Genomic DNA, 22,068 nt, shown 5'->3' on the forward strand with positions numbered 1-22,068 from the left:
CGATCTATCTTGGATTTGAGAGAGCATCTCGGCTAAGGATGCCGCACTTTTATCTATCATAGGACTTACTTATCATTTATAGGCTTATATTTATTATATTGAATAAAGAAATTGTCTATTCTTTTAATTATACAAACTGATTGTTTCCATTTTAGAAACAAATTCCTCCTCCAATTTGAAATAGAATAAATGATTTAAACCTCGGATTTTATTTTATGGATTATATTCACCTTGTAAAAATGGCTGAGAAAGAACGCTTTCAAGCCTTAACACAAAAAGATTATAAAAAATTTGAAAGCTTATGTGATCCAGAACTTATCTATGTGCATAGTAGTGCTAAAATAGATCATCTTTCTAGCTATATGCAAAAATTAGAAAGTCAGTATTATATTTATAAAACAATTGATTATAATATTGAAAATATTGTCGAGTTTTCAGATAACCTTTTAACTTTTGCAATATTTGAAGCTGAACTGCTTTTACAAGGTAAACCTGTTAAATTAAAAAATCGCACACTGTCGATATGGAAAAAAACCAAAGATAGTGTTGTTCTTTTTGCTTATCAACCGACGCCTATAAAATAAATCAAAGGGGGGAAAAATCCCCTCTTGATTCTAAAATCTTTAAAAATTCATCGTATAAGTGGTAAAGAATCTATTCTCAATGTAATCACCTTTAAGATCATTTTTATAATTTAAGTTTAGCCACTGAAAACCAAGTCCTTTAAATCGTCCTTCATTCATACGATAATTCATAATGATATCAATTTCACTTTCATCAAATCCTTTTTGACCATTGATCATATAGTTTTGGCCATCTACATAACGGAGTAAAAGATTTAAACCTGGTAATGCCCAACTTGCATCATGATTAAAGGTAACATGATATGAAAGTTCATTTGCCTTATTGAATGTACCTTGTGTCCAGTTAATATAACTGAGGACAGGAACGGCACCATCTAACATTGGAAAATTACTATCTCCTTCAATTTTTTGGATGCCCAAACCAATAGTATTTGGCCCGTAACTAATCTCGTGAAGTAGCCCAATATATTGGTTATCAATATCACCAAGCAGTTCAACACCTGTTTCTTCTGTATAATAATATCTAAATTTAGTATTGAATCTAAATTGTTCAATACTATTTTTATAGTTCAGTCCTATAGAGTATTGATTATATAAATCTTCTAATTCACTCACAAAAATCTGAGTCTGTAATTTATTATCGAAAGCTTTGTGCTTTAAATCAATATAAGCCAATCCATCAGATTCTTTTTTGTTGACAGAAATTTTTCTAAAATCTTCTTCATTTCGTGGTGAATATTTATCTAAATAGCCAATATCCACATTTAACTGTTTATTCAATTGACCAGAATATAATAGACCTTGATAAATAGTGATCAGTTGCCGACTATAATCTGTAGTCGCCAGTGGCGTATCTACCCATTGTTCTCCCCAAGTGACTTTGTGATTTTTATGCTGTACACCCATTGACCCAGCTACTTTATTATAGCTTGAAGCCTGTTTTTGTGTATTTACATCAAAAGGTAAAATCATGTCATTTAAATGCTTATCTTCGCTCAAACGTCTCGCATATTGTACCGATCCAGTAAAAAGCAACTTTGTGTCATCTGATAATGCATATTGAGTATTACCACGTGCAATAACACTTTGACTCCAGCTTCCAGTAATTGGTTTAGTCTGTTCATCAGGATCACGATTTGCGTATAAGTTTTTCAGGGTTACATCAATATTGACATCTTTTGCAAAGACATAGTTACCCGTTGCAGCCATGGCACAAGCCAATGGCACAATATAAAGTGTTTTTTTCATCATTAATCCATTAATTTATAGTATGTTTTTTACCGTTCTAAATCCCACATGACTTATACCTAAATCAATTTCTTGCGGGTGTCTGGCTGAAGCTCGATATCGCTGACAATAGTTCACTGCACAAAGGAATGATCCTCCTTTGATGGTGTAACGATTAAATGTTTGGGCTTGATTCGTATTAAGTTGTTGCATGCCCATGTGATCATCATGCGTCCCTTTAAATGGACTATTTGTGTATTCCCAAACATTTCCAATCATGTCGAATAAACCAAAATCATTGGCTTTGAAACATCCTACAGGTGCAACATCAGTAAAACCGTCTTTACTTTCATTTTGATATGGAAACTCTCCTTGCCAAATATTTGCATCAACATGTTCGCTATCGGCATGAGTTTCATGTACTTTACTAAAACCTTTAGCTGCATATTCCCATTGCTCTTCAGTTGGTAAATCTCGACCTAACCAGTTTGCATAAGCTAACGCATCTTTCAGTGTAATCATCCGGACAGGTTCATTTGCCTGAGTTTTCCGTTCGACATTTTCTCCCCAAGGCTGCTTCCAGTTTGCTCCTTTGACTAAACTCCACCATGCCAATTCTGATACTGGCTGTGTCGGTTGATAAAATACAGCTGCTTCACCCTGCTTTTCCGCTTCAGTCACATAACCTGTTTCGTTTACAAAACTTTGAAACTGTGCATTAGTAACTTCTGTCGCATCGATCCAGAAGTCACTGACTGTACGCTCACTTTTATAAAGTGCTTGCTCTTCTGGGTAGCTTTTATTGTTCCCAATATTGAACGTTCCACCATGAATTTTGACCATACCTGCCTGAGGGTCTTTTCGCCAATCATGAGGAAGTCCCAAATATTGTTTACATTGAGCTAAACTTCCTAACTTCGGTGAAGTTTTTACGTGTTCCTGCTTTGGAGGAGCACCACAGGCTGCTAGAAAAATACTCCCCAACAGCACTACACTATGAAAACTCTTCATGCCAACATCTCTTAGACAACCAGCAAAATGATATTTTCTAGTGAATACAAGATGAGCCCATCACCAGTAGATGATCAATCAACATTGATAAGCTCGTACCTTGATTCAATAAAAAACTACTTTTGGTTTCTATATGGGTTATTGCTTAGATAATTTTTTTAAGAACTCAGGTTGAATACACTTATCGTAGAAGCAGTTCATTTGACCATATTTATAACGAACAGGAGCCTCCACCACACCAACACGCTGTGCGTAATCCGCCCAATCTTTTGCTAACTCTTGCAATTTTGTTGGATTTTGAGATGACAAATTCTTCAAGAATGATGGATCAATTTTTCGATTATAAAGTTCCCATTCACCAGTGCCATAAGGTGGTGCTTGATATTGAACAGCCCAATCGCCCTTATACAAAGCTCTGCGTGTATTAAATTCCCACCCTAATGCACGTTCTGGTAATGCTCTTCCCTTAAATGCAGATAAGAATGAACGACCTTCCATTTTTAATAATGGGTTACCTTTATAACTTTCAGGTCTTTGAGCACCTGTCAACTCAAGTATTGTTGGGACAAAGTCGATCACATGAATCGTTTCAGGTTGAATCTGTCCAGATTTAATTTCGCTTGGATAGCGAATAATGGCTGGAACATGAATTCCACCATTTGACAAAATACTTTTGAAATAAGGCAGTGGCGTTGATGCAACCTGCGCCCATTGAGGCCCAAGTGTTACATAAGAACCTTTTTTACCCATATTTTCTGGGCTGTTATCAAATGTGGTATCTACCCATTCACGAATACCATTTTTGTCTTCAGTGGTGCCTAATGATTCTGGTGTGGCAGACTCTGCGCCATTATCAGACATAAATAAAATCAAAGTATTATCAAGTTCACCACTACGTTTGAGATAATCAATCACACGACCAATATTGTGATCCATGTTATCAATCATCGCTGCATAAATTTGCATGGTCTTCACTTGATCTTTTTTCTGTACCTCGGTTAACTTATCCCAAGCTGGGAATGCATCTGCCAACGGGTTATTAACCTTGGTTCCTTTTGGCATAATGCCTAATTTGATCATACGCTCTAAGCGTGTTTGACGAATTTTTTCATAGCCATCTTTGTAGTATCCATCATATTTCTTTAAATATTGATCTGGTGCTTGTAAAGGCCAGTGTGGTGCAGTAAAAGCCAAATATCCAAAGAATGGTTGACCTTTTTTACGGTCATTTTCCATATAGGAAATCATTTTACTGGTAAAGAAGTCACTTGAATAAAATTCTTTTGGTAAAGTTGCCTCCTGACCATCTTCAAAATATCGTGCTTTATAATTTCCAGGGAACATTTGGCTAGCATCCATATGTGCAGCACCTCCTGGCATGAGTGTAAATGAGCGATCGAAGCCACGCGCTTTTGCATGGCTATCTTCCGTTGCACCCAAATGCCATTTACCTGTAACGAATGATACATATCCCTGCGTTTTTAAAATTTCAGCTAGGGTAATAACACGATTATTCAAACGACCTTCATAACCTGATTTACCTTTCTGTTCTGGTTGTAAATATTCTGCCATCGTACCAAAGCCAGCTTGGTGACTATCGTTACCTGTCAACAACATTGAACGTGTCACTGAGCAAGTAGGACCCGTATGAAAATTAGTTAAAATAGCACCTTCTTTAGCCAATTTTTTAATATTCGGGGTAGAAATCTCACCACCAAAAGGTTCTGTATCAGAAAACCCAAGATCGTCAGCCACAATCACCAAAACATTGGGCTTTTTAGTGTCAGCTGCAAACGCCAAAGACGAAACAAGTATTGTCGGTATAAATAATGCGAGTATAAGTTTCTTCATAAACATTGAATTTTCCTTAATTTAGTTAAAATAAATGTCATCCTAAACATGTCTAAATTAATCTAGTTCCATCGCTTAAAAAATCATCTTTGATCAACTTCAGTGTTCACGAATTCAGAACAATTATTTAAAATAGATATCTTGATTAATTTGTTCATTTTCAACTTTAATTAAACTTTGACCTTTACATGGTCCATCGATACATAAACCTGTTTCTATATCAAAAAGTGCTGAATGGTGTGCGCACATGATCACTTGATTTTGGTAAATTGAAAATTGCCCTGAACGATAATCAAGCTGTACTAAAAAATGAGGGCAAACATTTTCATAACTGTAAAACTTCCCATCTTTGCGAATAATCACAATGCTTTTGTCTATTTTTAACGGATGATTGACTTTTAAGACCTGTTGATCTGAAAAATCATCGACCTCACAAAGCTTGATTCGTGTCGACATCATCATTCCCCTTGACTGAGAACAAAGTCATATTCGATTAAGTTATAGTTTTGATTGAAGGTAAATTGAGTCTGATCTTCCACGCTGGAACACTGTTGCTGAAAACCAACAATTAACCGATCTTTGACGCCAAATACGGCATCAGCATTCAAATATTCATCATCCTGAATAAATAAGTGAGTGACCAAAGGTTGATACCCTTCAGCTGTGATCATGAAATGAATATGTGCAGGCCGCCAAAAATGACGTTTGGAATAATTTAAAAGTTCACCTACTGTTCCATCAGAAGGAATCTGATAACTGACTGGTAAAATAGATTTAAATGCATATTCACCCTGCATCTGACTGATAAATGCACCACGTAAGTTGGAGATTGCTTGCAGAGGATCTTGCCCCGAATACATGCCATTTTCTGCTGTTTGCCATACTTCTATTTTGGCACCCACGATTGCTTCACCCTGCTGATTTAAAATTTTCCCTTTAACCAACAGGGGAATTTCATCACCAATATTTTCCTCGCTAATACTTTCTGCATAGTTGCGGATCGGCATATTGGCAATAAAAAATGGACCAAAAACAGTACTCGGTGTTTGTGCTAGATTTTTGCTATGGTTAATTTCATCCACCAACATAGATACGCCAAGTACATCTGAAAGTAAAATATATTCTTGACGCTGGTCATGACAAAGTTGCCCTGTTCGCGTCAAGAAATCTATTGCCACTTCCCACTCTGATTGGGTTAATTCCACCTCATTGATATATTGATGAATCGCTTTAACTAATTTTTGGATTAACATTTTAGAACGTGGATTTTGAATCTGTTCAAAACTATTTATTGCACTCATCGTGACGTCATGCATATCAAAACTCCATTTTGATCAAGCAAATTATCTCGGCTCTAAACCAAGATAAGCCCGTTGAAGAAGTGTTTCCAATTCATCTCTTTCATAACTTCTCGGATTGTAATATGGACTTTCACAGGTAATGCGAGCCACTTCGCTTGGACCGTCTTCTGGTAACCCAATATCTTTTAAAGCCAATGGAATACCCAGTTGTTGATTAAGTTTATAAATCAGTTGTCCAACTTGTTCATGACTTTGCCCACCGAGTGCCTGAGCAAGTTGATCCATCGCTTGGATATCTGCATTGCGGTTATAATGTGCTGAATATGCCAAAGTAATAGCATGTGCCTGTGCATGGGGTAGATTATAAGTTCCACCCAAGGTATGACAAAGTTTGTGATGAATTGCCATGCCAACTGAACCCAAACAAATCCCAGCAAGCCAAGCACCATAAGTGGCTTGCTTACGCGCTTCGATATCTTGTGAGTTTTTCACAATTTTTGGCAAAGCCTGACTAAGTGACTTAATCGACTCAATTGCCATCATGCTAATAATCGGATTTTTATCCTGTGCATACAGTGCCTCAACCGCATGTGCCATTGCATTCATTCCTGAACTTGCGGAAATACCAGCAGGTAAAGTCAGACTTAATTCAGGGTCATAAATCACGACTTTAGGAAGTACTTTGATATCTTTGCCTGTTTTTTTGAGATTATTTTCAGTCAAACCATAGACTGTGGTCATCTCACTACCTGCATAAGTTGTTGGAATAGCGACAATTGGAATTCCAGTTTTTAATGCGATCGCCTTAGCAAGTCCAATCGTCGAACCACCACCCAAAGCCAAACAACAGTCAATATTCTTTTTGGTTGCAAACTGAATCGCTTCATCAGCAACACCGGTTGGAACATGCATCACTGCATGTGGGTAAACACCCACAGCCAATTCACCCAACTGCTTTGCCATCATTAAGCCTGTTTCTTCTTGTTCAGGTGTTGTAATCACCAGAACTGAAGAAAAGCCATTGTCCACTAAAATACTTTTGGTCTTTTGCGATTCTGCATTTCCAAAATAAACATTGATTGGGAGTGCTTTATAATGAAAATTTTGCATTTCATTCCCCTCGTTGAAAGTGCGGCGGTATTATGGCATCAACATTGACCCATACCGATTTAACTTCGGTATAGTCATGGATCGCCTCAAAGCCCATTTCACGCCCATAACCTGACTTGCCTACACCACCAAATGGGCTACCTGGATTGACACGTTTATAGCTATTGATCCAGCACATGCCAGCTTTGATTTTCTTAGCAAATAAATGTGCACGTTGTAGATTGTTTGTCCATAAACCACTTCCCAAGCCGTATTCAGTCCCATTGGCGATTTGTAATGCTTCGGCATCATCCTTAAAACGAATAACAGTAACAAAAGGACCGAAAACTTCTTCTTGCGCAACACGATCATCTACTTTTGCTTCAACGATAGTCGGCATGACGAAATATCCATTTTTCAAACGAGCATCTTGCGGCGCAGTACCACCGAGCAAAATTTTCCCACCTTGCTCCACTGCAATTTTGGCGTATGCCAAAACTTTGTCACGATGTAATTCTGATGTTAAAGGCCCCATTTCTGTATTCGGATCTAAAGGATCACCTAAACGAATAGATTGTGCTAAAGCAACGAACTTCTCTAAAAATTGATCTGCAATTTCTTCATGTAATACCAAACGCGAACCCGCAATACATGCTTGTCCCTGATTATGGAAAATTGCCCAAGCCGCACCATTTACAGCGGCATCAAGATTGGCATCTTCAAAAACAATATTTGCCCCTTTACCACCCAGTTCAAGCTGTACACGTTTCAAGTTGCCTGAAGAGGCATTGACAATACTGCGCCCTGTTTGTGTTGAACCTGTAAAAGAGATTTTTCCAATATCAGGATGATCAGCTAAGCGTTGACCTGCGGTATGACCATAACCAGGAACAATATTCACCACCCCATCAGGAAAGCCGGCTTTTTTAATCAATTCAGCGATTTTAAGGGTGGATAATGGTGTAATTTCTGAAGGCTTCATCACCACAACATTACCTGCTGCAAGTGCTGGACCAAGTTTCCAACTGGTAAACATCAGTGGGAAGTTCCATGGCACAATTTGACCAACCACGCCAATCGGCTCACGTGTGGTATAGTTTAAAAAACCTTGTTCAACGGGAATCACATTGCCTTCAATCTTGTCGGCAATACCACCAAAATAACGGAAACATGCTGCTGTACGCGGTACATCTAAACGGCGTGAATCCTTGATTGGATGCCCAGTATCCAAAGATTCAAGCTGAGCCAATTCTTCTGAATTTTCTTCAATCAAATCAGCCAATCTCAATAATAAACGACCGCGTTCTGCTGCTGGTGTTTCCGCCCATGCAGGAAAAGCTTTTTGTGCGGCTTGCACTGCAACATCCACATCTTCTGCTTCTGCTGCAGCAATTTTGGTAATTACTTCACCTGTTGCTGGATTGAGTACATCAATCGTTCCACCATTTTTGGCAGGAACAAATTCACCATTGATAAAAAGTTGTGTATTTACTTTCATCAGATCCAATACCTTTTGTTCAGGTACAACTGTCCCATCAACACGTAATTGCGTATTCATATTTAAAAACCTTTTGAATAGGGCTAAATCTACTTCACAGTTCAACTTAGCCCGAGAACATGTGCTTAGAATGACACTGGATAAGGTGGTAACTCACCAGATGCATATTTTTCTGGTAAATCAGGTGTTGCATTTTCCCAAACTAAAAGCATCGAACGTTTTGTTGAATAGCCTTGATGACGAATATTGGCAGGCATTGCACAGATATCACCTGCTTTCATGAGAATACGTGCAAAAGGTTTTCCATCATTTTTATCAGCAATATCCCATGTAATTTCATCAGAAATTTGCATAAACCATTCCACACGGTCATTGCCATGGAAAATAGGTAAAATATATTCTTCTGTGGTTGGACAGAATAAGCTCGCCTTACAAACTGAAGTCACTGACGGATTCCACGTCACATCTGAACGAGACATATATTTAAACAAATTAAATGCGCTGAGTTCACCTTCAAATCCAGGCTCACAATGCACTAAAGGCTCGTCTTGATCTACATCTGCAAACTGGCGATTGACTGGTAAATCATCACGTAATGGCGAATCTCCTGTCATACCTGGCATGCGCTTGGTTGCAATACGATAACGATCAATCGCTTCAATATTTTCACCATTTTTTCGACCAAACGCGCTACCAGTTTCTTCCGGTGCTGCAAATGGATCAAAATCTGCATTTACCCAATCATGTAAAATGGCTTTAAATGTTGCCATGATTTTTGGTGTTTCAAAATTTTCAACGTAGTCCACACCAGCAGCATTGAGTACACCATTAAATGTACCGGCATACATATCGACGCTACCGTAGTGATTTTGAGTTCCAATCACATGATCGAAGTTGACCCAACCGTAGAAGAACCCCCAAGCAACATCACGCATAACTGCTCTTAAAAATGCATCGACAGACATTAAGTGTGAGTGCTCACTCCCTTTTGCAGTCCATGTAATCTTGGCAAAATACTCATCACGACTAAGCATGAAATTGCCAAGTTTAAATGTGATATACCCTGTAGTTTCATTTTTCCCAATGATTTCAACTTGCTCACTTGCAAATGTATTTTGTGCAGAGTTCATCCCTAATCTCCTATTACTTCAAACAAATTTCTGACCATTTCTCGACAGAAAGTGGTCCTTTAATTGTGTGTAAAATCAGCGTTGCTGGCTTTTGACTATTGAAACGATAGGCTGTGCCGACAGGCAGAATGGCTTGATGGCCTTTTTTTAGCACCACATAACCCATGGGTTTACCTTTCGGTTGATCACCTGCAGCCTGAGTCCCTTCGATTGAAGTATCTATTGCTTGTTCCAGTTTTAAAAATTCAACACGAACCTCACAATCCATTGAAATGACAAATTCATCGTGTGCACAACAGAACCACTCTGAAGTACCTTCTGCACGAATTGATTCGATCACATATTTTTGATTAATCCCTACAACTGTTTTTTCATAAGGCTCCGCTAGACTCGCAACTTCAAACACATTAGAAAATACATAATGTGATGGTTTGCCTTGAATCATTTCAATTGAACCTTTTTCGAAATTATCTATACTTCCGAATTTTGTTGTATATGTATTCATCCTATTTCCTCAATCGTCCTCATGACACAATTAAAAATTAAGTCATACCACAGTCGATAACAATGGACGTTTTATCGACAAGACTGTTCGGTCTAATCGAACAAAAAAGTCCAAAAAAGCAAATTATACTTTTTGTCAACTCGCAGGAATCGCGAGTTAAACACTTCGCGAATGACAAGGAATACAAAATGCAAAAACAATGGGACACGTCTTACGAATGGAAGATCGTACTTTTACTCACACTCGGATTTGGTTTAGTCGGATTAGATCGCTGGATCATTGCCCCTCTTCTTCCGTCCATCATGAAAGATCTTTCTTTAAACTATCAAGATGTCGGTTTAATTTTTGGTGCTCTAGGTGTTACCTGGGGTGTTTTCGCAATCTTTGCTGGTCGGCTTTCAGATAAAATTGGTCATCGTAAAATCCTCATTCTTTCTTTGGTTGTTTTCTCACTCGCATCTGGATTTTCTGGTGCTGCCATGGGGCTAACCAGTTTGATTCTTATACGTGCGCTCATGGGTGTTTCAGAAGGTGCCTTTTGTCCGACCAGTTTTGCAGCAACTGCTGTAGCAGCAAAACCATCACGTAGAGGAATGCTACAAGGACTACAACAGAGTGGATTTGCTTTATTTGGTTTAGGATTAGGACCCATTATTGCGACGCAATTAATGCTTGTTCTTCCTTCATGGCGTGAAGTTTTCTGGGTCGTGGCTATTCCTGGTTTTATTCTTGCAGTATTTCTCTTTTTTGTTTTACGTGAACCTGAACAAACGCAAGGTGGACAATTACTTATTTTAGAGAAACAAACTCAGAGTCAAGAAAAAGTGAATTGGATTGCTGTATTAAAAAACCGTAATATTTTACTCAGTATGATTGGATTATTTTGCACAATGTCTTGTGTATTTGTCATCAGTGCAATGCTACCACTTTACCTAGAGAATCACCTTAAATTGAATGTACAGGACATGGGAATCATTGTATCTGCAATTGGTTTTGGTGGCTTTTTAGGACAATTCTTGATCCCATCATTCTCTGACTGGATTGGCCGTCGTGCAGCATCAATCTTAAGTTTCATTGGCTCAACCATCTTTATTCTTTTATTCTCAAATGCAGCACCTTCGTTACTTGGTCTATTCAGTTTATTATTTATCTTGTCTTTTTTCAGTTTAGGATTGATTGCACTTCTTTCTGGACCGATTGCGGCAGAATCTGCGCCCGCGGGTTTAGTTGCATCTTCAATCGGCTTAGTCGTCGGTGCTGGAGAAATATTTGGTGGAGGTATTGCGCCAGTCCTATCGGGAATAGTCGCAGAACGTTATGGTATTCAAAATATTTTTTATTTGAGCTTAGTCGGTACAAGTATTGGTGTAGTCATCAGTTTCTTTATTAAAGAAACAGCTCCTCGTAAAATACAGCGTATTGAATGATTTGAAATTAAACTCCCCATAGTAGTGAACTTGAACTGATAAGAAAGCATCTACTAGTGAGTATTGCCAGTTAATTAAGCTAAATTATTGGATAAAAATTCATAAAACACCCTCCTTTAAAAAAGGAGGGCTGATAATGCTTCAAAATTCTTTACTAAGCCACCTTGATTCATAGTGGGTGATTTTGCGTTCCTATCATATTAAATTATTTATCTTTTAAATATATTTACACCTTTTATTTTTATATTTTCTTTCCTCTTTAAATAAGGAGAGCAACAACTTTGTTTTATATACAATCAATTAGTTTTAGGCAATTTAGTTCCCTATTAAAATTTCGTTGGGTATAAAAAATTAGAAGCTATACTAGATTAACAAGGTGCTAATCTATGAAAATAAAGCGAACCAATTGTAAATTAAACAAGAAAACTCAATTAAAATTTCGAGTATTTTCGTGCTCGATCTGACTGCAAGAGCAGCTGCTGATTTATTAGAAATTCATCATAATTCGGCTACGCTGTTCATTACTAAAATTCGTAAAATTATTGCTTATTATTTAGAGATAAAAGCTCTCGTAATATTTGATGGTGAGATTAAGTTAGATGAAAGCTATTTTGGCTGCACTTCTAAGGGTAAGCCTTGTCGTGGTGCCACGAATAAAATGATGGTTTTTGGATTATTAAAGCGTAATGGCGTGGCCTATACCGTTGTTATTCGAGATACTAAATCAAGTACCTTAATGTCTGTAATTGCAAAGAAAATAACACCTGATAGCATCGTCTATACTGATCAATGGCGTAGTTACAATGCTCTAGATGATGCGGGGTTCTGCCATCATAGAATTAATTGTTCTAATCGCTTTGCAAATGGGAAAAATCATATTAATGGAATCGAAAATTTTTGGAATCAAGCGAAAAGAATACTGCGAAAATATAATAGTATTCCGAAGAATCATTTCCCTTGTTTTTGAAAAAATGCTAGTTTTTAGAATAAAGAATTTATTTAAAATAATTCATAGCTTTTCTTATTATTAAGCCATGATCTTAAAGGAGTTTAATGAATGACATTGACAAATAATCAGTTTTTTTATTTATCCATTTTCTTTATTCTTATCATTTATTTAACTATTGAGAATGCACATGCTGAAGGGAATTGTCCTTCAGGCTATTATCCAATAGGTGGGCAAGGTGCTCAAGGTTGCGCACCTATTCCAGGTGGAGGAAGTGGTGGATATACGAATCAAAATCCAACTTTGTACCCTATGATTGAAACATTATGGGGTGCAATTGCAGAAGATAAAAGTAAAGGCTTAAAAGGGCGTCCAATTGGTTTTACAAGAAATTTTAAATCTAAAGATGAGGCACAAACAAAAGCATTAAAAGCGTGTCAACAGGATGGCGGACAAAAATGTGAAGTATCTAAAACATATTCTAATCGCTGTGTTGCTATAGCTGATCCAATTAATGATGGTCAAAAATCAAAAATTTTACTTGATTTTTCAGAGGATGGGGCTAAAAAAGGTGCATTAGTGTTTTGTTTAAGTGAAAATTTACAACCTTGTCGTATTGTATATTCTGGTTGTAGTCTCGGATACTAGCACTAACAAAAACATAATTTACTGGTTCACACCGCAAATGATGATTTTGCCTTTATTAATCTGCATAAAGGTAAAACAACAGTATGCCAGAAACACTACTTGGACTTTTAAAACACGACAATTTTTTTGTTGCAGGATCTATTTTCAGTAATTTGGCTTATTAACTCGAATTATGGGTATTGCGCTCTATATGTAACTAAAAAATAAATGATAATTGATTTATTCCATTTCTTGATTTCAACGTATTCGTCATGTTTGTCCGATGTATCATTAAGATGATTAAAATATGAGCTATACCCAATTTCCATAAAGAAAATCAATAAGTAATACATTTTGAAATACGAGTTCCAAAAAGGAACTTTATTGGATATTATAAACTTTGAAAAATATTGGATAACCAAAATGAAAAAAATTGCTCACCAAATTCTACGAAAGCCATTTTTTGGAAGATTCGAAGTACCTTGGATTTGGCCTCAAGCTATTTCTAAAGAAGACTGGGAGGCTGTCACTATTCCCTTAACTGACCAGCAAACACTCGCTGGTTATTGGAAAAGTGCACCAGCGGCAAAAGCAACTTTAGTACTTGCTCATCCAATGGGAAAAGCGGCTAAAGCATTTTGGCTCCGTTACGGACATGCGGATCTATTTTTAAAAAATGGCTATAACGTACTTATTTATGATGCTAATGGCTTTGGAGAAAGTGAAGGATTCTCATTTGACTATCCCAATGATGTATATCATGCAGGGATATATGCTCAAAAGCGAACACCCGAATTAAATGTAGGTTTAATTGGTGCGTCATTTGGTGCAGCTTGGGGACTATGCTCATTAGCAAAAGATGGACACCCTTATAAAATTGCAGTATTTGAAGGCGCATTTCCGACATTACCAGAGTTCTGGAAACATTATCCAGTCGCTCATGCAATGCTCAAAGTATCAAATACACTGCTACCTAAGCTTAATCAGGAACTCAATCCGTTAGCAAAATCTACACAGGTAAAATATCAACCACCCATCTTATTAATGTATGGAGAAAAAGATATTTATACCCCACCCGAGTTTGGCCACCGGCTCAAAGTAGGGCTCGACCATGTAACAAAAGCAGAAATTAAAATCTTCGCGGATGCAGAACATACTTATATTTACCGAGATTTCCCTGAACAATATTCAGAATGCGTAATACCCTTTTTAAAGCAGCATTTTGCTTAGAAACGGTTTTGTTGCACAAACCTATCTCTAGGCTTATTCAGCAATATGATTCTTATATGAATAAGCCTGCAGCTAAAATCTATGGAAAAATATTTTGTCCAGTTTGGAACGGCTCTGGATGCCGCTATTCGCTGAGATCGCGATCAATACAATAGCAGCCAAATGTTGCGTAGCGTCGTCAATGGACTTGAATGATCATCAGCTAAAATTTCGAATGACACCAAAATTGTGCCAAAGAAAAAGGGAATCAAACTATTCATTTGATTCCCTTTAAGATATTTGGCGGAAGCGGTGAGATTCGAACTCACGGAGGACTCACACCCTCGTCGGTTTTCAAGACCGGTGCATTAAACCGCTCTGCCACGCTTCCATGTGCGCAAGAATACTAAGCTTTTCCAATTCTGACAAGAAAAAAATAGACTTAAACTATTCAAATGCATATTGTTTCATCAAAATAGATGATTTTGATTAAAGTTTAGCTGCTATTTCAGCGCCTTCACGAATCGCACGCTTTGCATCAAGCTCACCAGCCAATTTTGCACCACCGATAATATGGTAATTTGCTAAAGTTGACTCACCCTCTTGAGGCATTAAGTCCTTAACGGATTCCTGACCTGCACACACCACAATCGTGTCTACTCGTAACAATTGATCATGACCATTGCTTTCAATCCATAATCCTTCATTGGTGACAGACTTGTATTGCACGCCACGCATCATTCTTACCGCATGTTTTTTCAATTGTGCACGGTGTACCCAACCCGAGGTTTTACCTAAACCAATACCAAGAGGTGTGGTTTTACGTTGCATCAAATATATTTGACGAATCGGTTGATCTACTTCAGCAGGAACAAAACCACCTTCAGTCATATAGTTTGGATTTGGGTCTACACCCCACTCGCGTTGCCAATCCGCCAAGGGTTGTGGTTGCGGCTGATGCTCAGGTTTTAACAAATATTCCGATACATCAAATCCAATACCACCTGCGCCGACCACAGCGACTCTGTTACCAACAGGTGCGCCACGTAATACTTCAGCATAAGACAACACCTGCGGTGCATTACTGCCTTCAATATTTAAACCACGAGGAATCACACCTGTTGCGATCACCACATCATCAAAACCTTCACGTTCTAATTGCTCACGATTCACTTTGGTATTTAGACGTAAATCTACACCAGTTTTTTCAATCTGAACCTTAAAATAACGTATGGTTTCATGAAACTCTTCTTTACCTGGCACAACTTTAGCGAGGTTAAACTGCCCACCGACCTCAGTAGAAGCTTCAAACAAAGTTACTTGATGTCCTCGACTTGCCGCAATAGTAGCTGCTGACATTCCTGCAACACCACCACCAACAACCGCAATTTTCTTCGGTTTTTTTGTTTTAAGATAAACCAGTTCAGTTTCATGCGCTGCTCTTGGGTTCACCAAACAACTTGCACGCTTATTTTGAAAACTATGATCTAAACAGGCTTGGTTACATGCAATACAAGTATTGATTTCATCAACACGATTGGTTGCGGTTTTACTTACCCAAAAAGCATCTGCCAATAATGGACGCGCCATTTGCACCATATCAGCTTTACCTGCTGCCAAAATTTCCTCAGCAGTATCAGGCATATTAATTCGGTTGGAAGCAATGACAGGTACAGCAACATGCTTTTTCACTTCTGCGGTGTAATCTACAAATGCAGCACGCGGAACAGAGGTTACAATCGTGGGTACACGTGCTTCATGCCAACCAATCCCAGTATTCAGTAAAGTAATACCTGCTTTTTCTAATGCCTGTGCAACAGTGATTACTTCATCCATAGTATTACCGTCATGGACCAAATCGAGCATCGACAAACGGAAGCAAATAATAAATTTTTCACCAACTTTGGCACGAATCGCTTTTACAATTTCGACTGCCAAACGCATACGATTTTCAATTGGTCCGCCCCAACGATCTTCACGTTGGTTAACATGGCGACTTAAAAATTGATTCAGTAAATAGCCTTCTGAACCCATAATCTCTACACCATCATAACCAGCTTTTTTTGCCAAACTAGCTGTTTCAGCATAATCCTGAATGGTTTCAAGAATCAGTTTGTCACTCATCTGACGTGGTTTAAACATCGAAATCGGTGATTTGATTGGGCTTGAAGATACAACAAACGGTTGATAACCATAACGCCCTGCATGCAGAATTTGCATCAGAATTTTTGCACCATGCTTATGTACAGCATGTGTGACTAAACGGTGTGGTGCAATATCACCTAAAGTATTCATCGTACCACCGGCTGGCAACAACCAACCTTGGCGGTTTGGGGAAATCCCCCCTGTAATAATTAGCCCAACACCACCTTTGGCACGTTCTCCAAAATATGCAGCAAGTTTTGGGTAGTTATAAAAACGATCTTCTAAACCCGTGTGCATTGAACCCATCACGACACGATTTTTAATGGTCGTAAATCCCAGATGGAGTGGTTTTAAGATATTTGCATAGCTATTTGTCATGATGAATCCTTTAAGTTTGGCTTTGCAACTTGTTGCATACTACTTTATCGAGTTTTAATATTTTTTTGATGGCAATTTTTGATATTTTCATCGTATATAGTGTCAATTCTATCTGCTTTACCCACAACAAGAAGCAACACATCTTGATATGACTCAAATAAAAGAAAAGTGTTATACAGTTTTATAACAATCTGCTGTGTCAATTTTCGTTATTTTGCAATATAACTGCTGAATAAAAGTAAATAAGAAAAGGCATCACGTTATGAGCCACCCGGTATTTTTAACCAGTTCTACCTTTAGCCATATGCCACAAGGTAGTCAAAATCAATGGGCTGAGTTTTTTCAAAGCGCAACTTTTGAACTCGAAGCAAATGCATTCATTCCGATTTTATGGTTTATGCTGTTTAAGCAAGAAAATATTTTCTGGACAAGATATATAGATGATCTTGATATCAACGATGAACGCAATCAAATTGATCTAGAAGAACGCCAAGAGGATTTTGGTGAGAGTCAATATGCTTATTTAGTCATTGATCAACAACAAGCACTTCTCAATTTAGCAGATCGAAAACCCTTATTTATAGAAACTTTTGGTGCAGAGAACAGTTACCATTTTGAAGATTTTAAATCTTTAATCGAACAACATTATCCTGAATATGTTTTATTGCGCACCAGTGGTTTGCCCTTGGATTTAAATGATGCCCATTTCTTAACCCAATTGTTACAACACATTGAAAATTCGGCACAAGATCATTCACAACAACTTTCTTTTATTGAAATGCAACGTATCGAGCTTGCTCGTTTTGATGATCATCCCTATTTCTTTTATGGTGTGAATCTACATGACCCTATTCACGATTTAAATACCAAAGAAGACCTGTCCACACCAGATCAAATTGACCCTGCTTCATCTCAACAACCTTTAGCAACTTCGGGGTTGGCGATTTGGATTTGTACAGCCATCGTTGCAATCTTAACCATTGCAATTTGGTTTACCACACAATCCGCACTTTATGCTGTTGTTACCTTCTTTATCAGTGCTTTTGTGCTTGGATTTATTTCTTCTAAATTAGGCGAACAGAAATAAAAAATAGCCATGCTTTTTTGCATGGCTATTTTATTTAGTCAAATAAATGAGTTCGTCATCTAGCAGTTTTTAAAAGACTGTTTATATGTGAATCACCATAAACAAATCAAATTAACACGATTCAATATCATCACTTCCAGTATTTTAATTTACTGGTCTGCCCAATGCCGACATTAAAGCTATTGGTTGGATCAAGCTTTTGATAATGATTTTTTAAAGTAGGCTTTGCAATATACAAATGCCCTACATTGTGTTCCGCAGGATATTCTGCACCACGGTTATCCAGCAAATGCCACATTTGATGTTCCATTGCCAAAGGATCTACCCCTTTTTTGACGATATAATCTTGATGAAACACATGACAGAGAAAATGTCCGTAATACAATTTATGGGTAATTAAATCATCCATCTCTTGAGGTAAAGTTTCTACCCATTCACGGTCGTTACGGCGTAAAGCAATATCCAGCGCAACAATATCTTCAACTTCCGAACGATGCGTATCACGATAACGAATTGCTGCACCCGCCACTGCGAAACGATGTAAAAAAGCCTTACGCCCTTCTTCATCCGTACAACGGAAAAAATTTCCTGATGTTTTATGTTGAAAATAATCTTTTAAAAAAAGTTCAACTTGCTCAACATCCTGATTTTCGATACGAATCATCAAATGATGTTCATATAAATCACGAAACTCATTCATCCGTTTTGGCAAATGATTGGGCAACAGTTTAGTCACCATCTGCAACACTTTATCAGACAAACTACGTAAGCCAATTTTTTCGAGATATCCATCCACTTTATCTTTTAGTGCAAATGCAGCAGGTACTTTTGCCGTACCAAATTTTTCGATAAACATAAAGGTATCTTTGCCATATTCAGCACCAATATCATAGGCAACACGATGAATGTATTCACCCGCAATCGGTAATCTTGGCAAATCTTTGAGTAAGAAACGACGGATTTCAGTCAAATCATCATGTGAGTTGGTTCCCACATAAAATACCTGACTTGGAATTTTTTCAAAGGTGTCTAAACGTACTGCAAAGACACAGACTTTACCTGCAGAACCTGAAGCTTCAAATAAACGTGATGGATCAGCATTGAATCGTGCAGGTGTATTTTCATCGACCTGTTTAACATCATGCGCATAACGATGGTCAGAAGCACAACAACTCGCATTATTAATAACATCATTGAGTTGATAGTTTTTATTTTCGAGTTTTGTCAAAATTTCTTCAGGTGTTTCACCCAAATTCACCCCCAAGTGATTGACCAACTCTAATTCACCTGACGCATTGACCCGTGCATAAAGTGCCAGTTCAGTATATGCAGGACCGCGGCGAACCAATGCTCCGCCTGAGTTATTACATATTCCACCTAAAACCGATGCACCAATACAAGATGATCCAATCACTGAGTGCGGCTCACGATTATAGTGTGCCAACTCTTTTTCAAGACGATCTAAGGTTGCACCAGGTAAGCAAATCACTTGCTGACCTTGGTTAATCACTTGAATACCCGCCAAACGACGTGTACTCATTAAAATAACGGGTCGGTCGTAATCATCACCAAAAGGTGTTGAACCACCCGTGAGGCCAGTATTTGCAGCTTGCATAATCACGATACAGTCCGCATTTACAGCAGCTTGTAGCACTTGCCATTGTTCAAACAAAGTTCCGGGAACCACAACAGCCAGCACTTGCCCTGAGCCATAACGACGACCCTGACGATATAGGCGGGTAGCGTGATCATGGGTTAAAACGTGTTGCTGACCGACGATGTTGATCAATTGCTGAATGGTGTGTTGTGAATCAATATTAGATTGCATTTTCCCTATCCTATTGATGAACCCTTATTCAATCTCATTCAATAAGGCATTCATTCCGACAGCGTTTTTCAATATTATTTGTATTGAGGGATCAACGATCAGTTCAAGCTACTTTTTTTGCTGAAAAGTAGCTTGAACCATGCTTATCCGCAAAACTTGTTAAATCACATCTTTTCATTTGATGCTTTGCAAATACATCATGTTATAAGGTCGTTCTGCCTCAAAACACTTCAGATGAAATTTGCATGGATGACATTTGCGTCTATCAAATTGAACACTGTCATTTAGCTTGATGACGTATCAAAAATACATCACGCATCCAATGCTTTGTCTAACTTCACTAAACAATCGGCGTTAATGTCTGCAATTGTTTTGGCGCCCGTCAAAGTCATTGCGACACGCATTTCTTTGTCAATTAATTCAAGCAGATTTGAAACGCCTGCGCCACCCGCTGCCCCTAATGCATAGACAAAAGCACGTCCGAGCATGCAGGTATCTGCACCCAATGCCAGCATACGAACCACGTCCAAACCATTACGAATACCAGAGTCAGCAAGGATTTTAATATCCCCTTTGACGGCATCTGCAATTGGCGGAAGCGCACGCGCAGATGATAAGACACCATCTAACTGACGACCACCATGGTTTGATACAACAATACCATCGGCACCGAAACGTACTGCATCTTTGGCATCTTCAGGATCAAGGATCCCCTTAATCACCATCGGGCCATCCCAAAATTCACGAATCCACTCAAGGTCTTTCCATGAAATAGACGGGTCAAAGTTATTGCCCAACCAACCGATATAATCTTCAAGTCCAGTCGGCTTTCCTAAGTATTTGGAAATATTACCTAAATCATGTGGACGACCCAGCAAACCGACATTCCAAGCCCAATGCGGATGGAAACACGACTGCATGTAACGACGCATCGCTGCATTTGGACCACTCATACCAGAATGTGCATCACGATAGCGCGCACCAGGTACAGGCATATCAACAGTAAACACCAAAGTTGAGCAGCCTGCAGCTTTGGCTCGCTCTAAAGCATTTTTCATAAAGCCACGATCACGCAGCACATATAACTGAAACCACATTGGGCGGTTAATTGCTGGTGCAACTTCTTCAATCGGACAAACAGACACGGTAGACAAGGTAAAAGGAATGCCCTTTTTATCTGCCGCCACAGCAGCTTGAACCTCACCACGACGTGCATACATACCTGTTAATCCAACAGGAGACAATGCAACTGGCATAGATAAAGTTTCATCAAACAATTTTGTTTCTAGGCTTAACTGAGACATGTCATTTAAAACACGTTGCCTTAAAGCGATTTTTGATAAATCTTCTACATTTCGTTTTAGTGTATATTCCGCATACGCACCACCATCAATATAATGAAAAAGAAATGGTGGTAAACGACGTCGCGCGGCTTCACGATAGTCATTAGCAGAAGAAATAATCATGCTCATATCCTGTTTAATCGGCTCGCACGCTGACGACGGGCTTCTTCCTCATCAATCATACGCACTTGCTGTACTACAAATTCTATATGTCCACAGACCGCATCTCTTGCAGCATCTGGATCATGACGTTCAATTGCATCCATCACTTTAAAATGCTGGTCATGCAATTGATCAAATCGATGTGTTTCTGAGTACACTTTGCGTCTACCCAAGAGCACGTTAAACTGCAACAGATCAAAAACGCCCCGCATCATCTGTATCAACACTAAATTGTGCGATGCTTCAGCAATCGCCAAATGAAATTTAGCATCAGCAAGTGAAGCTTGCTCATCATCACCAATCGACTGAAAATATGAAATTTGATCATAATATTCGCGAATCTGAGCCAGATCTTTAGGTGTTGCACGTTGTGCCGCATACCAAGCTGAACCACCTTCAAGGATTGTTCGCGCCTCCTGCACATCAAAACGATATGCAGGGTCTTCATCAATTAAATTACTTAAAGATTCAACAATCTGGTTTTGCGACCAATTCACTGGGAATTGTTGTAAATAGGTCCCCGCCCCGCCTTTACTGATCAGCATTCCGGTACTGGTCAGTTGAGAAATCGCTTCTCTTAAAGAGGAACGGGATACGCCCAGTTGTTCACACAACTTTCGTTCAGCAGGTAAACGTTCTCCGACTTGCATGTTTTTTTCTTCAATTAACATACGAAGGCTTTGTACCACTTTGTCAGAGACTTTCATCTGCTTTCCTCAT

At 38.4% G+C, this 22,068-nt stretch carries 18 protein-coding genes, 1 tRNA gene and 1 pseudogene; 6 read left to right on the forward strand and 14 right to left on the reverse strand.

What is annotated here, in order from left to right:
• The first annotated feature begins 215 nt into the window (after positions 1-215).
• Positions 216-584, forward strand: a complete 369-nt coding sequence (locus GJV03_RS16655; RefSeq protein WP_004724845.1) for a nuclear transport factor 2 family protein — start codon at positions 216-218, stop codon at positions 582-584.
• A gap of 39 nt (positions 585-623) precedes the next feature.
• Here GJV03_RS16655 and GJV03_RS16660 read toward each other — a convergent pair whose 3' ends face one another.
• The 9 genes from GJV03_RS16660 to GJV03_RS16700 form a co-directional block, all read right to left on the reverse strand.
• Positions 624-1,793 (reverse strand): OprD family outer membrane porin, encoded by a 1,170-nt coding sequence (locus GJV03_RS16660; RefSeq protein ID WP_252720729.1) that lies wholly within the window; start codon positions 1,791-1,793, stop codon positions 624-626.
• Positions 1,794-1,847: 54 nt separating this feature from the next.
• Positions 1,848-2,822 carry a formylglycine-generating enzyme family protein gene (locus GJV03_RS16665; protein WP_154130625.1) on the reverse strand — a complete coding sequence of 325 codons (975 nt, stop codon included), beginning with the start codon at positions 2,820-2,822 and terminating at the stop codon, positions 1,848-1,850.
• Positions 2,823-2,960: 138 nt separating this feature from the next.
• On the reverse strand, positions 2,961-4,679 hold the full coding sequence (locus GJV03_RS16670) for an arylsulfatase (protein ID WP_105713664.1): 1,719 nt from the start codon (positions 4,677-4,679) through the stop codon (positions 2,961-2,963).
• A 117-nt stretch (positions 4,680-4,796) separates the two neighbouring features.
• Positions 4,797-5,129 carry a Rieske 2Fe-2S domain-containing protein gene (locus GJV03_RS16675; protein WP_016539591.1) on the reverse strand — a complete coding sequence of 111 codons (333 nt, stop codon included), beginning with the start codon at positions 5,127-5,129 and terminating at the stop codon, positions 4,797-4,799.
• A gap of 2 nt (positions 5,130-5,131) precedes the next feature.
• A complete protein-coding gene (locus tag GJV03_RS16680) occupies positions 5,132-5,989 on the reverse strand; it encodes a dioxygenase (RefSeq protein ID WP_004724852.1) in 858 nt (285 codons plus the stop codon).
• A 27-nt stretch (positions 5,990-6,016) separates the two neighbouring features.
• Positions 6,017-7,084 (reverse strand): maleylacetate reductase, encoded by a 1,068-nt coding sequence (locus GJV03_RS16685; protein ID WP_004724853.1) that lies wholly within the window; start codon positions 7,082-7,084, stop codon positions 6,017-6,019.
• Position 7,085: 1 nt separating this feature from the next.
• Positions 7,086-8,621: an aldehyde dehydrogenase family protein gene (locus GJV03_RS16690; RefSeq protein ID WP_228722021.1), complete on the reverse strand. Its 1,536-nt coding sequence runs from the start codon at positions 8,619-8,621 to the stop codon at positions 7,086-7,088.
• 65 nt (positions 8,622-8,686) lie between these two features.
• Complete coding sequence (locus tag GJV03_RS16695) at positions 8,687-9,691, reverse strand: hydroxyquinol 1,2-dioxygenase (RefSeq protein WP_105713661.1); 1,005 nt, start codon at positions 9,689-9,691, stop codon at positions 8,687-8,689.
• Positions 9,692-9,704: 13 nt separating this feature from the next.
• On the reverse strand, positions 9,705-10,196 hold the full coding sequence (locus GJV03_RS16700) for a hydroxyquinol 1,2-dioxygenase (RefSeq protein ID WP_105713660.1): 492 nt from the start codon (positions 10,194-10,196) through the stop codon (positions 9,705-9,707).
• 188 nt (positions 10,197-10,384) lie between these two features.
• Between GJV03_RS16700 and GJV03_RS16705 the strand changes: the two genes are divergently transcribed.
• From GJV03_RS16705 to GJV03_RS16720, 4 genes and pseudogenes are all read left to right on the forward strand, one after another.
• Entirely contained in the window at positions 10,385-11,623 is a 1,239-nt protein-coding gene (locus GJV03_RS16705; RefSeq protein WP_154130626.1) for an MFS transporter, read from the forward strand.
• A 386-nt stretch (positions 11,624-12,009) separates the two neighbouring features.
• Positions 12,010-12,578, forward strand: a pseudogene (locus tag GJV03_RS16710) (IS1595 family transposase); the annotation flags it as partial.
• Between the two features lie 102 nt (positions 12,579-12,680).
• Complete coding sequence (locus tag GJV03_RS16715) at positions 12,681-13,217, forward strand: DUF4189 domain-containing protein (protein WP_004724864.1); 537 nt, start codon at positions 12,681-12,683, stop codon at positions 13,215-13,217.
• A 402-nt stretch (positions 13,218-13,619) separates the two neighbouring features.
• On the forward strand, positions 13,620-14,426 hold the full coding sequence (locus tag GJV03_RS16720; RefSeq protein WP_151956905.1) for an alpha/beta hydrolase: 807 nt from the start codon (positions 13,620-13,622) through the stop codon (positions 14,424-14,426).
• Between the two features lie 280 nt (positions 14,427-14,706).
• Here GJV03_RS16720 and GJV03_RS16725 read toward each other — a convergent pair.
• Positions 14,707-14,796, reverse strand: a tRNA-Ser gene (locus tag GJV03_RS16725).
• Between the two features lie 98 nt (positions 14,797-14,894).
• Complete coding sequence (locus GJV03_RS16730) at positions 14,895-16,928, reverse strand: NADPH-dependent 2,4-dienoyl-CoA reductase (protein WP_151957257.1); 2,034 nt, start codon at positions 16,926-16,928, stop codon at positions 14,895-14,897.
• Positions 16,929-17,190: 262 nt separating this feature from the next.
• Here GJV03_RS16730 and GJV03_RS16735 point away from each other — a divergent pair, with 262 nt between their 5' ends.
• Positions 17,191-18,015, forward strand: a complete 825-nt coding sequence (locus GJV03_RS16735; protein WP_004724887.1) for a hypothetical protein — start codon at positions 17,191-17,193, stop codon at positions 18,013-18,015.
• Positions 18,016-18,145: 130 nt separating this feature from the next.
• Here the strand turns inward: GJV03_RS16735 and dld are convergent, their stop codons facing one another.
• The 3 genes from dld to lldR form a co-directional block, all read right to left on the reverse strand.
• On the reverse strand, positions 18,146-19,843 hold the full coding sequence (gene dld / locus GJV03_RS16740) for a D-lactate dehydrogenase (RefSeq protein WP_004724894.1): 1,698 nt from the start codon (positions 19,841-19,843) through the stop codon (positions 18,146-18,148).
• A 311-nt stretch (positions 19,844-20,154) separates the two neighbouring features.
• Positions 20,155-21,309, reverse strand: coding sequence for an FMN-dependent L-lactate dehydrogenase LldD (gene lldD / locus GJV03_RS16745; protein ID WP_004823052.1), 1,155 nt, complete (start codon positions 21,307-21,309; stop codon positions 20,155-20,157).
• Between the two features lie 2 nt (positions 21,310-21,311).
• Positions 21,312-22,055: a transcriptional regulator LldR gene (gene lldR / locus GJV03_RS16750; RefSeq protein ID WP_004724896.1), complete on the reverse strand. Its 744-nt coding sequence runs from the start codon at positions 22,053-22,055 to the stop codon at positions 21,312-21,314.
• Positions 22,056-22,068 lie beyond the last annotated feature (13 nt).

Source organism: Acinetobacter sp. RIT698, from assembly GCF_009668065.1.
GTDB lineage: Bacteria > Pseudomonadota > Gammaproteobacteria > Pseudomonadales > Moraxellaceae > Acinetobacter > Acinetobacter guillouiae.

Excerpts from the sequence above, each read along its gene's own strand:
- GJV03_RS16655 (WP_004724845.1), top strand. The coding sequence starts at position 216 with ATGGATTATATTCACCTTGTAAAAATGGCTGAGAAAGAACGCTTTCAA.
- GJV03_RS16660 (WP_252720729.1), bottom strand. The coding sequence starts at position 1,793 with ATGGCTGCAACGGGTAACTATGTCTTTGCAAAAGATGTCAATATTGAT.
- GJV03_RS16665 (WP_154130625.1), bottom strand. The coding sequence starts at position 2,822 with ATGAAGAGTTTTCATAGTGTAGTGCTGTTGGGGAGTATTTTTCTAGCA.
- GJV03_RS16670 (WP_105713664.1), bottom strand. The coding sequence starts at position 4,679 with ATGTTTATGAAGAAACTTATACTCGCATTATTTATACCGACAATACTT.
- GJV03_RS16675 (WP_016539591.1), bottom strand. The coding sequence starts at position 5,129 with ATGTCGACACGAATCAAGCTTTGTGAGGTCGATGATTTTTCAGATCAA.
- GJV03_RS16680 (WP_004724852.1), bottom strand. The coding sequence starts at position 5,989 with ATGCATGACGTCACGATGAGTGCAATAAATAGTTTTGAACAGATTCAA.
- GJV03_RS16685 (WP_004724853.1), bottom strand. The coding sequence starts at position 7,084 with ATGCAAAATTTTCATTATAAAGCACTCCCAATCAATGTTTATTTTGGA.
- GJV03_RS16690 (WP_228722021.1), bottom strand. The coding sequence starts at position 8,621 with ATGAATACGCAATTACGTGTTGATGGGACAGTTGTACCTGAACAAAAG.
- GJV03_RS16695 (WP_105713661.1), bottom strand. The coding sequence starts at position 9,691 with ATGAACTCTGCACAAAATACATTTGCAAGTGAGCAAGTTGAAATCATT.
- GJV03_RS16700 (WP_105713660.1), bottom strand. The coding sequence starts at position 10,196 with ATGAATACATATACAACAAAATTCGGAAGTATAGATAATTTCGAAAAA.
- GJV03_RS16705 (WP_154130626.1), top strand. The coding sequence starts at position 10,385 with ATGCAAAAACAATGGGACACGTCTTACGAATGGAAGATCGTACTTTTA.
- GJV03_RS16715 (WP_004724864.1), top strand. The coding sequence starts at position 12,681 with ATGACATTGACAAATAATCAGTTTTTTTATTTATCCATTTTCTTTATT.
- GJV03_RS16720 (WP_151956905.1), top strand. The coding sequence starts at position 13,620 with ATGAAAAAAATTGCTCACCAAATTCTACGAAAGCCATTTTTTGGAAGA.
- GJV03_RS16730 (WP_151957257.1), bottom strand. The coding sequence starts at position 16,928 with ATGACAAATAGCTATGCAAATATCTTAAAACCACTCCATCTGGGATTT.
- GJV03_RS16735 (WP_004724887.1), top strand. The coding sequence starts at position 17,191 with ATGAGCCACCCGGTATTTTTAACCAGTTCTACCTTTAGCCATATGCCA.
- dld (WP_004724894.1), bottom strand. The coding sequence starts at position 19,843 with ATGCAATCTAATATTGATTCACAACACACCATTCAGCAATTGATCAAC.
- lldD (WP_004823052.1), bottom strand. The coding sequence starts at position 21,309 with ATGATTATTTCTTCTGCTAATGACTATCGTGAAGCCGCGCGACGTCGT.
- lldR (WP_004724896.1), bottom strand. The coding sequence starts at position 22,055 with ATGAAAGTCTCTGACAAAGTGGTACAAAGCCTTCGTATGTTAATTGAA.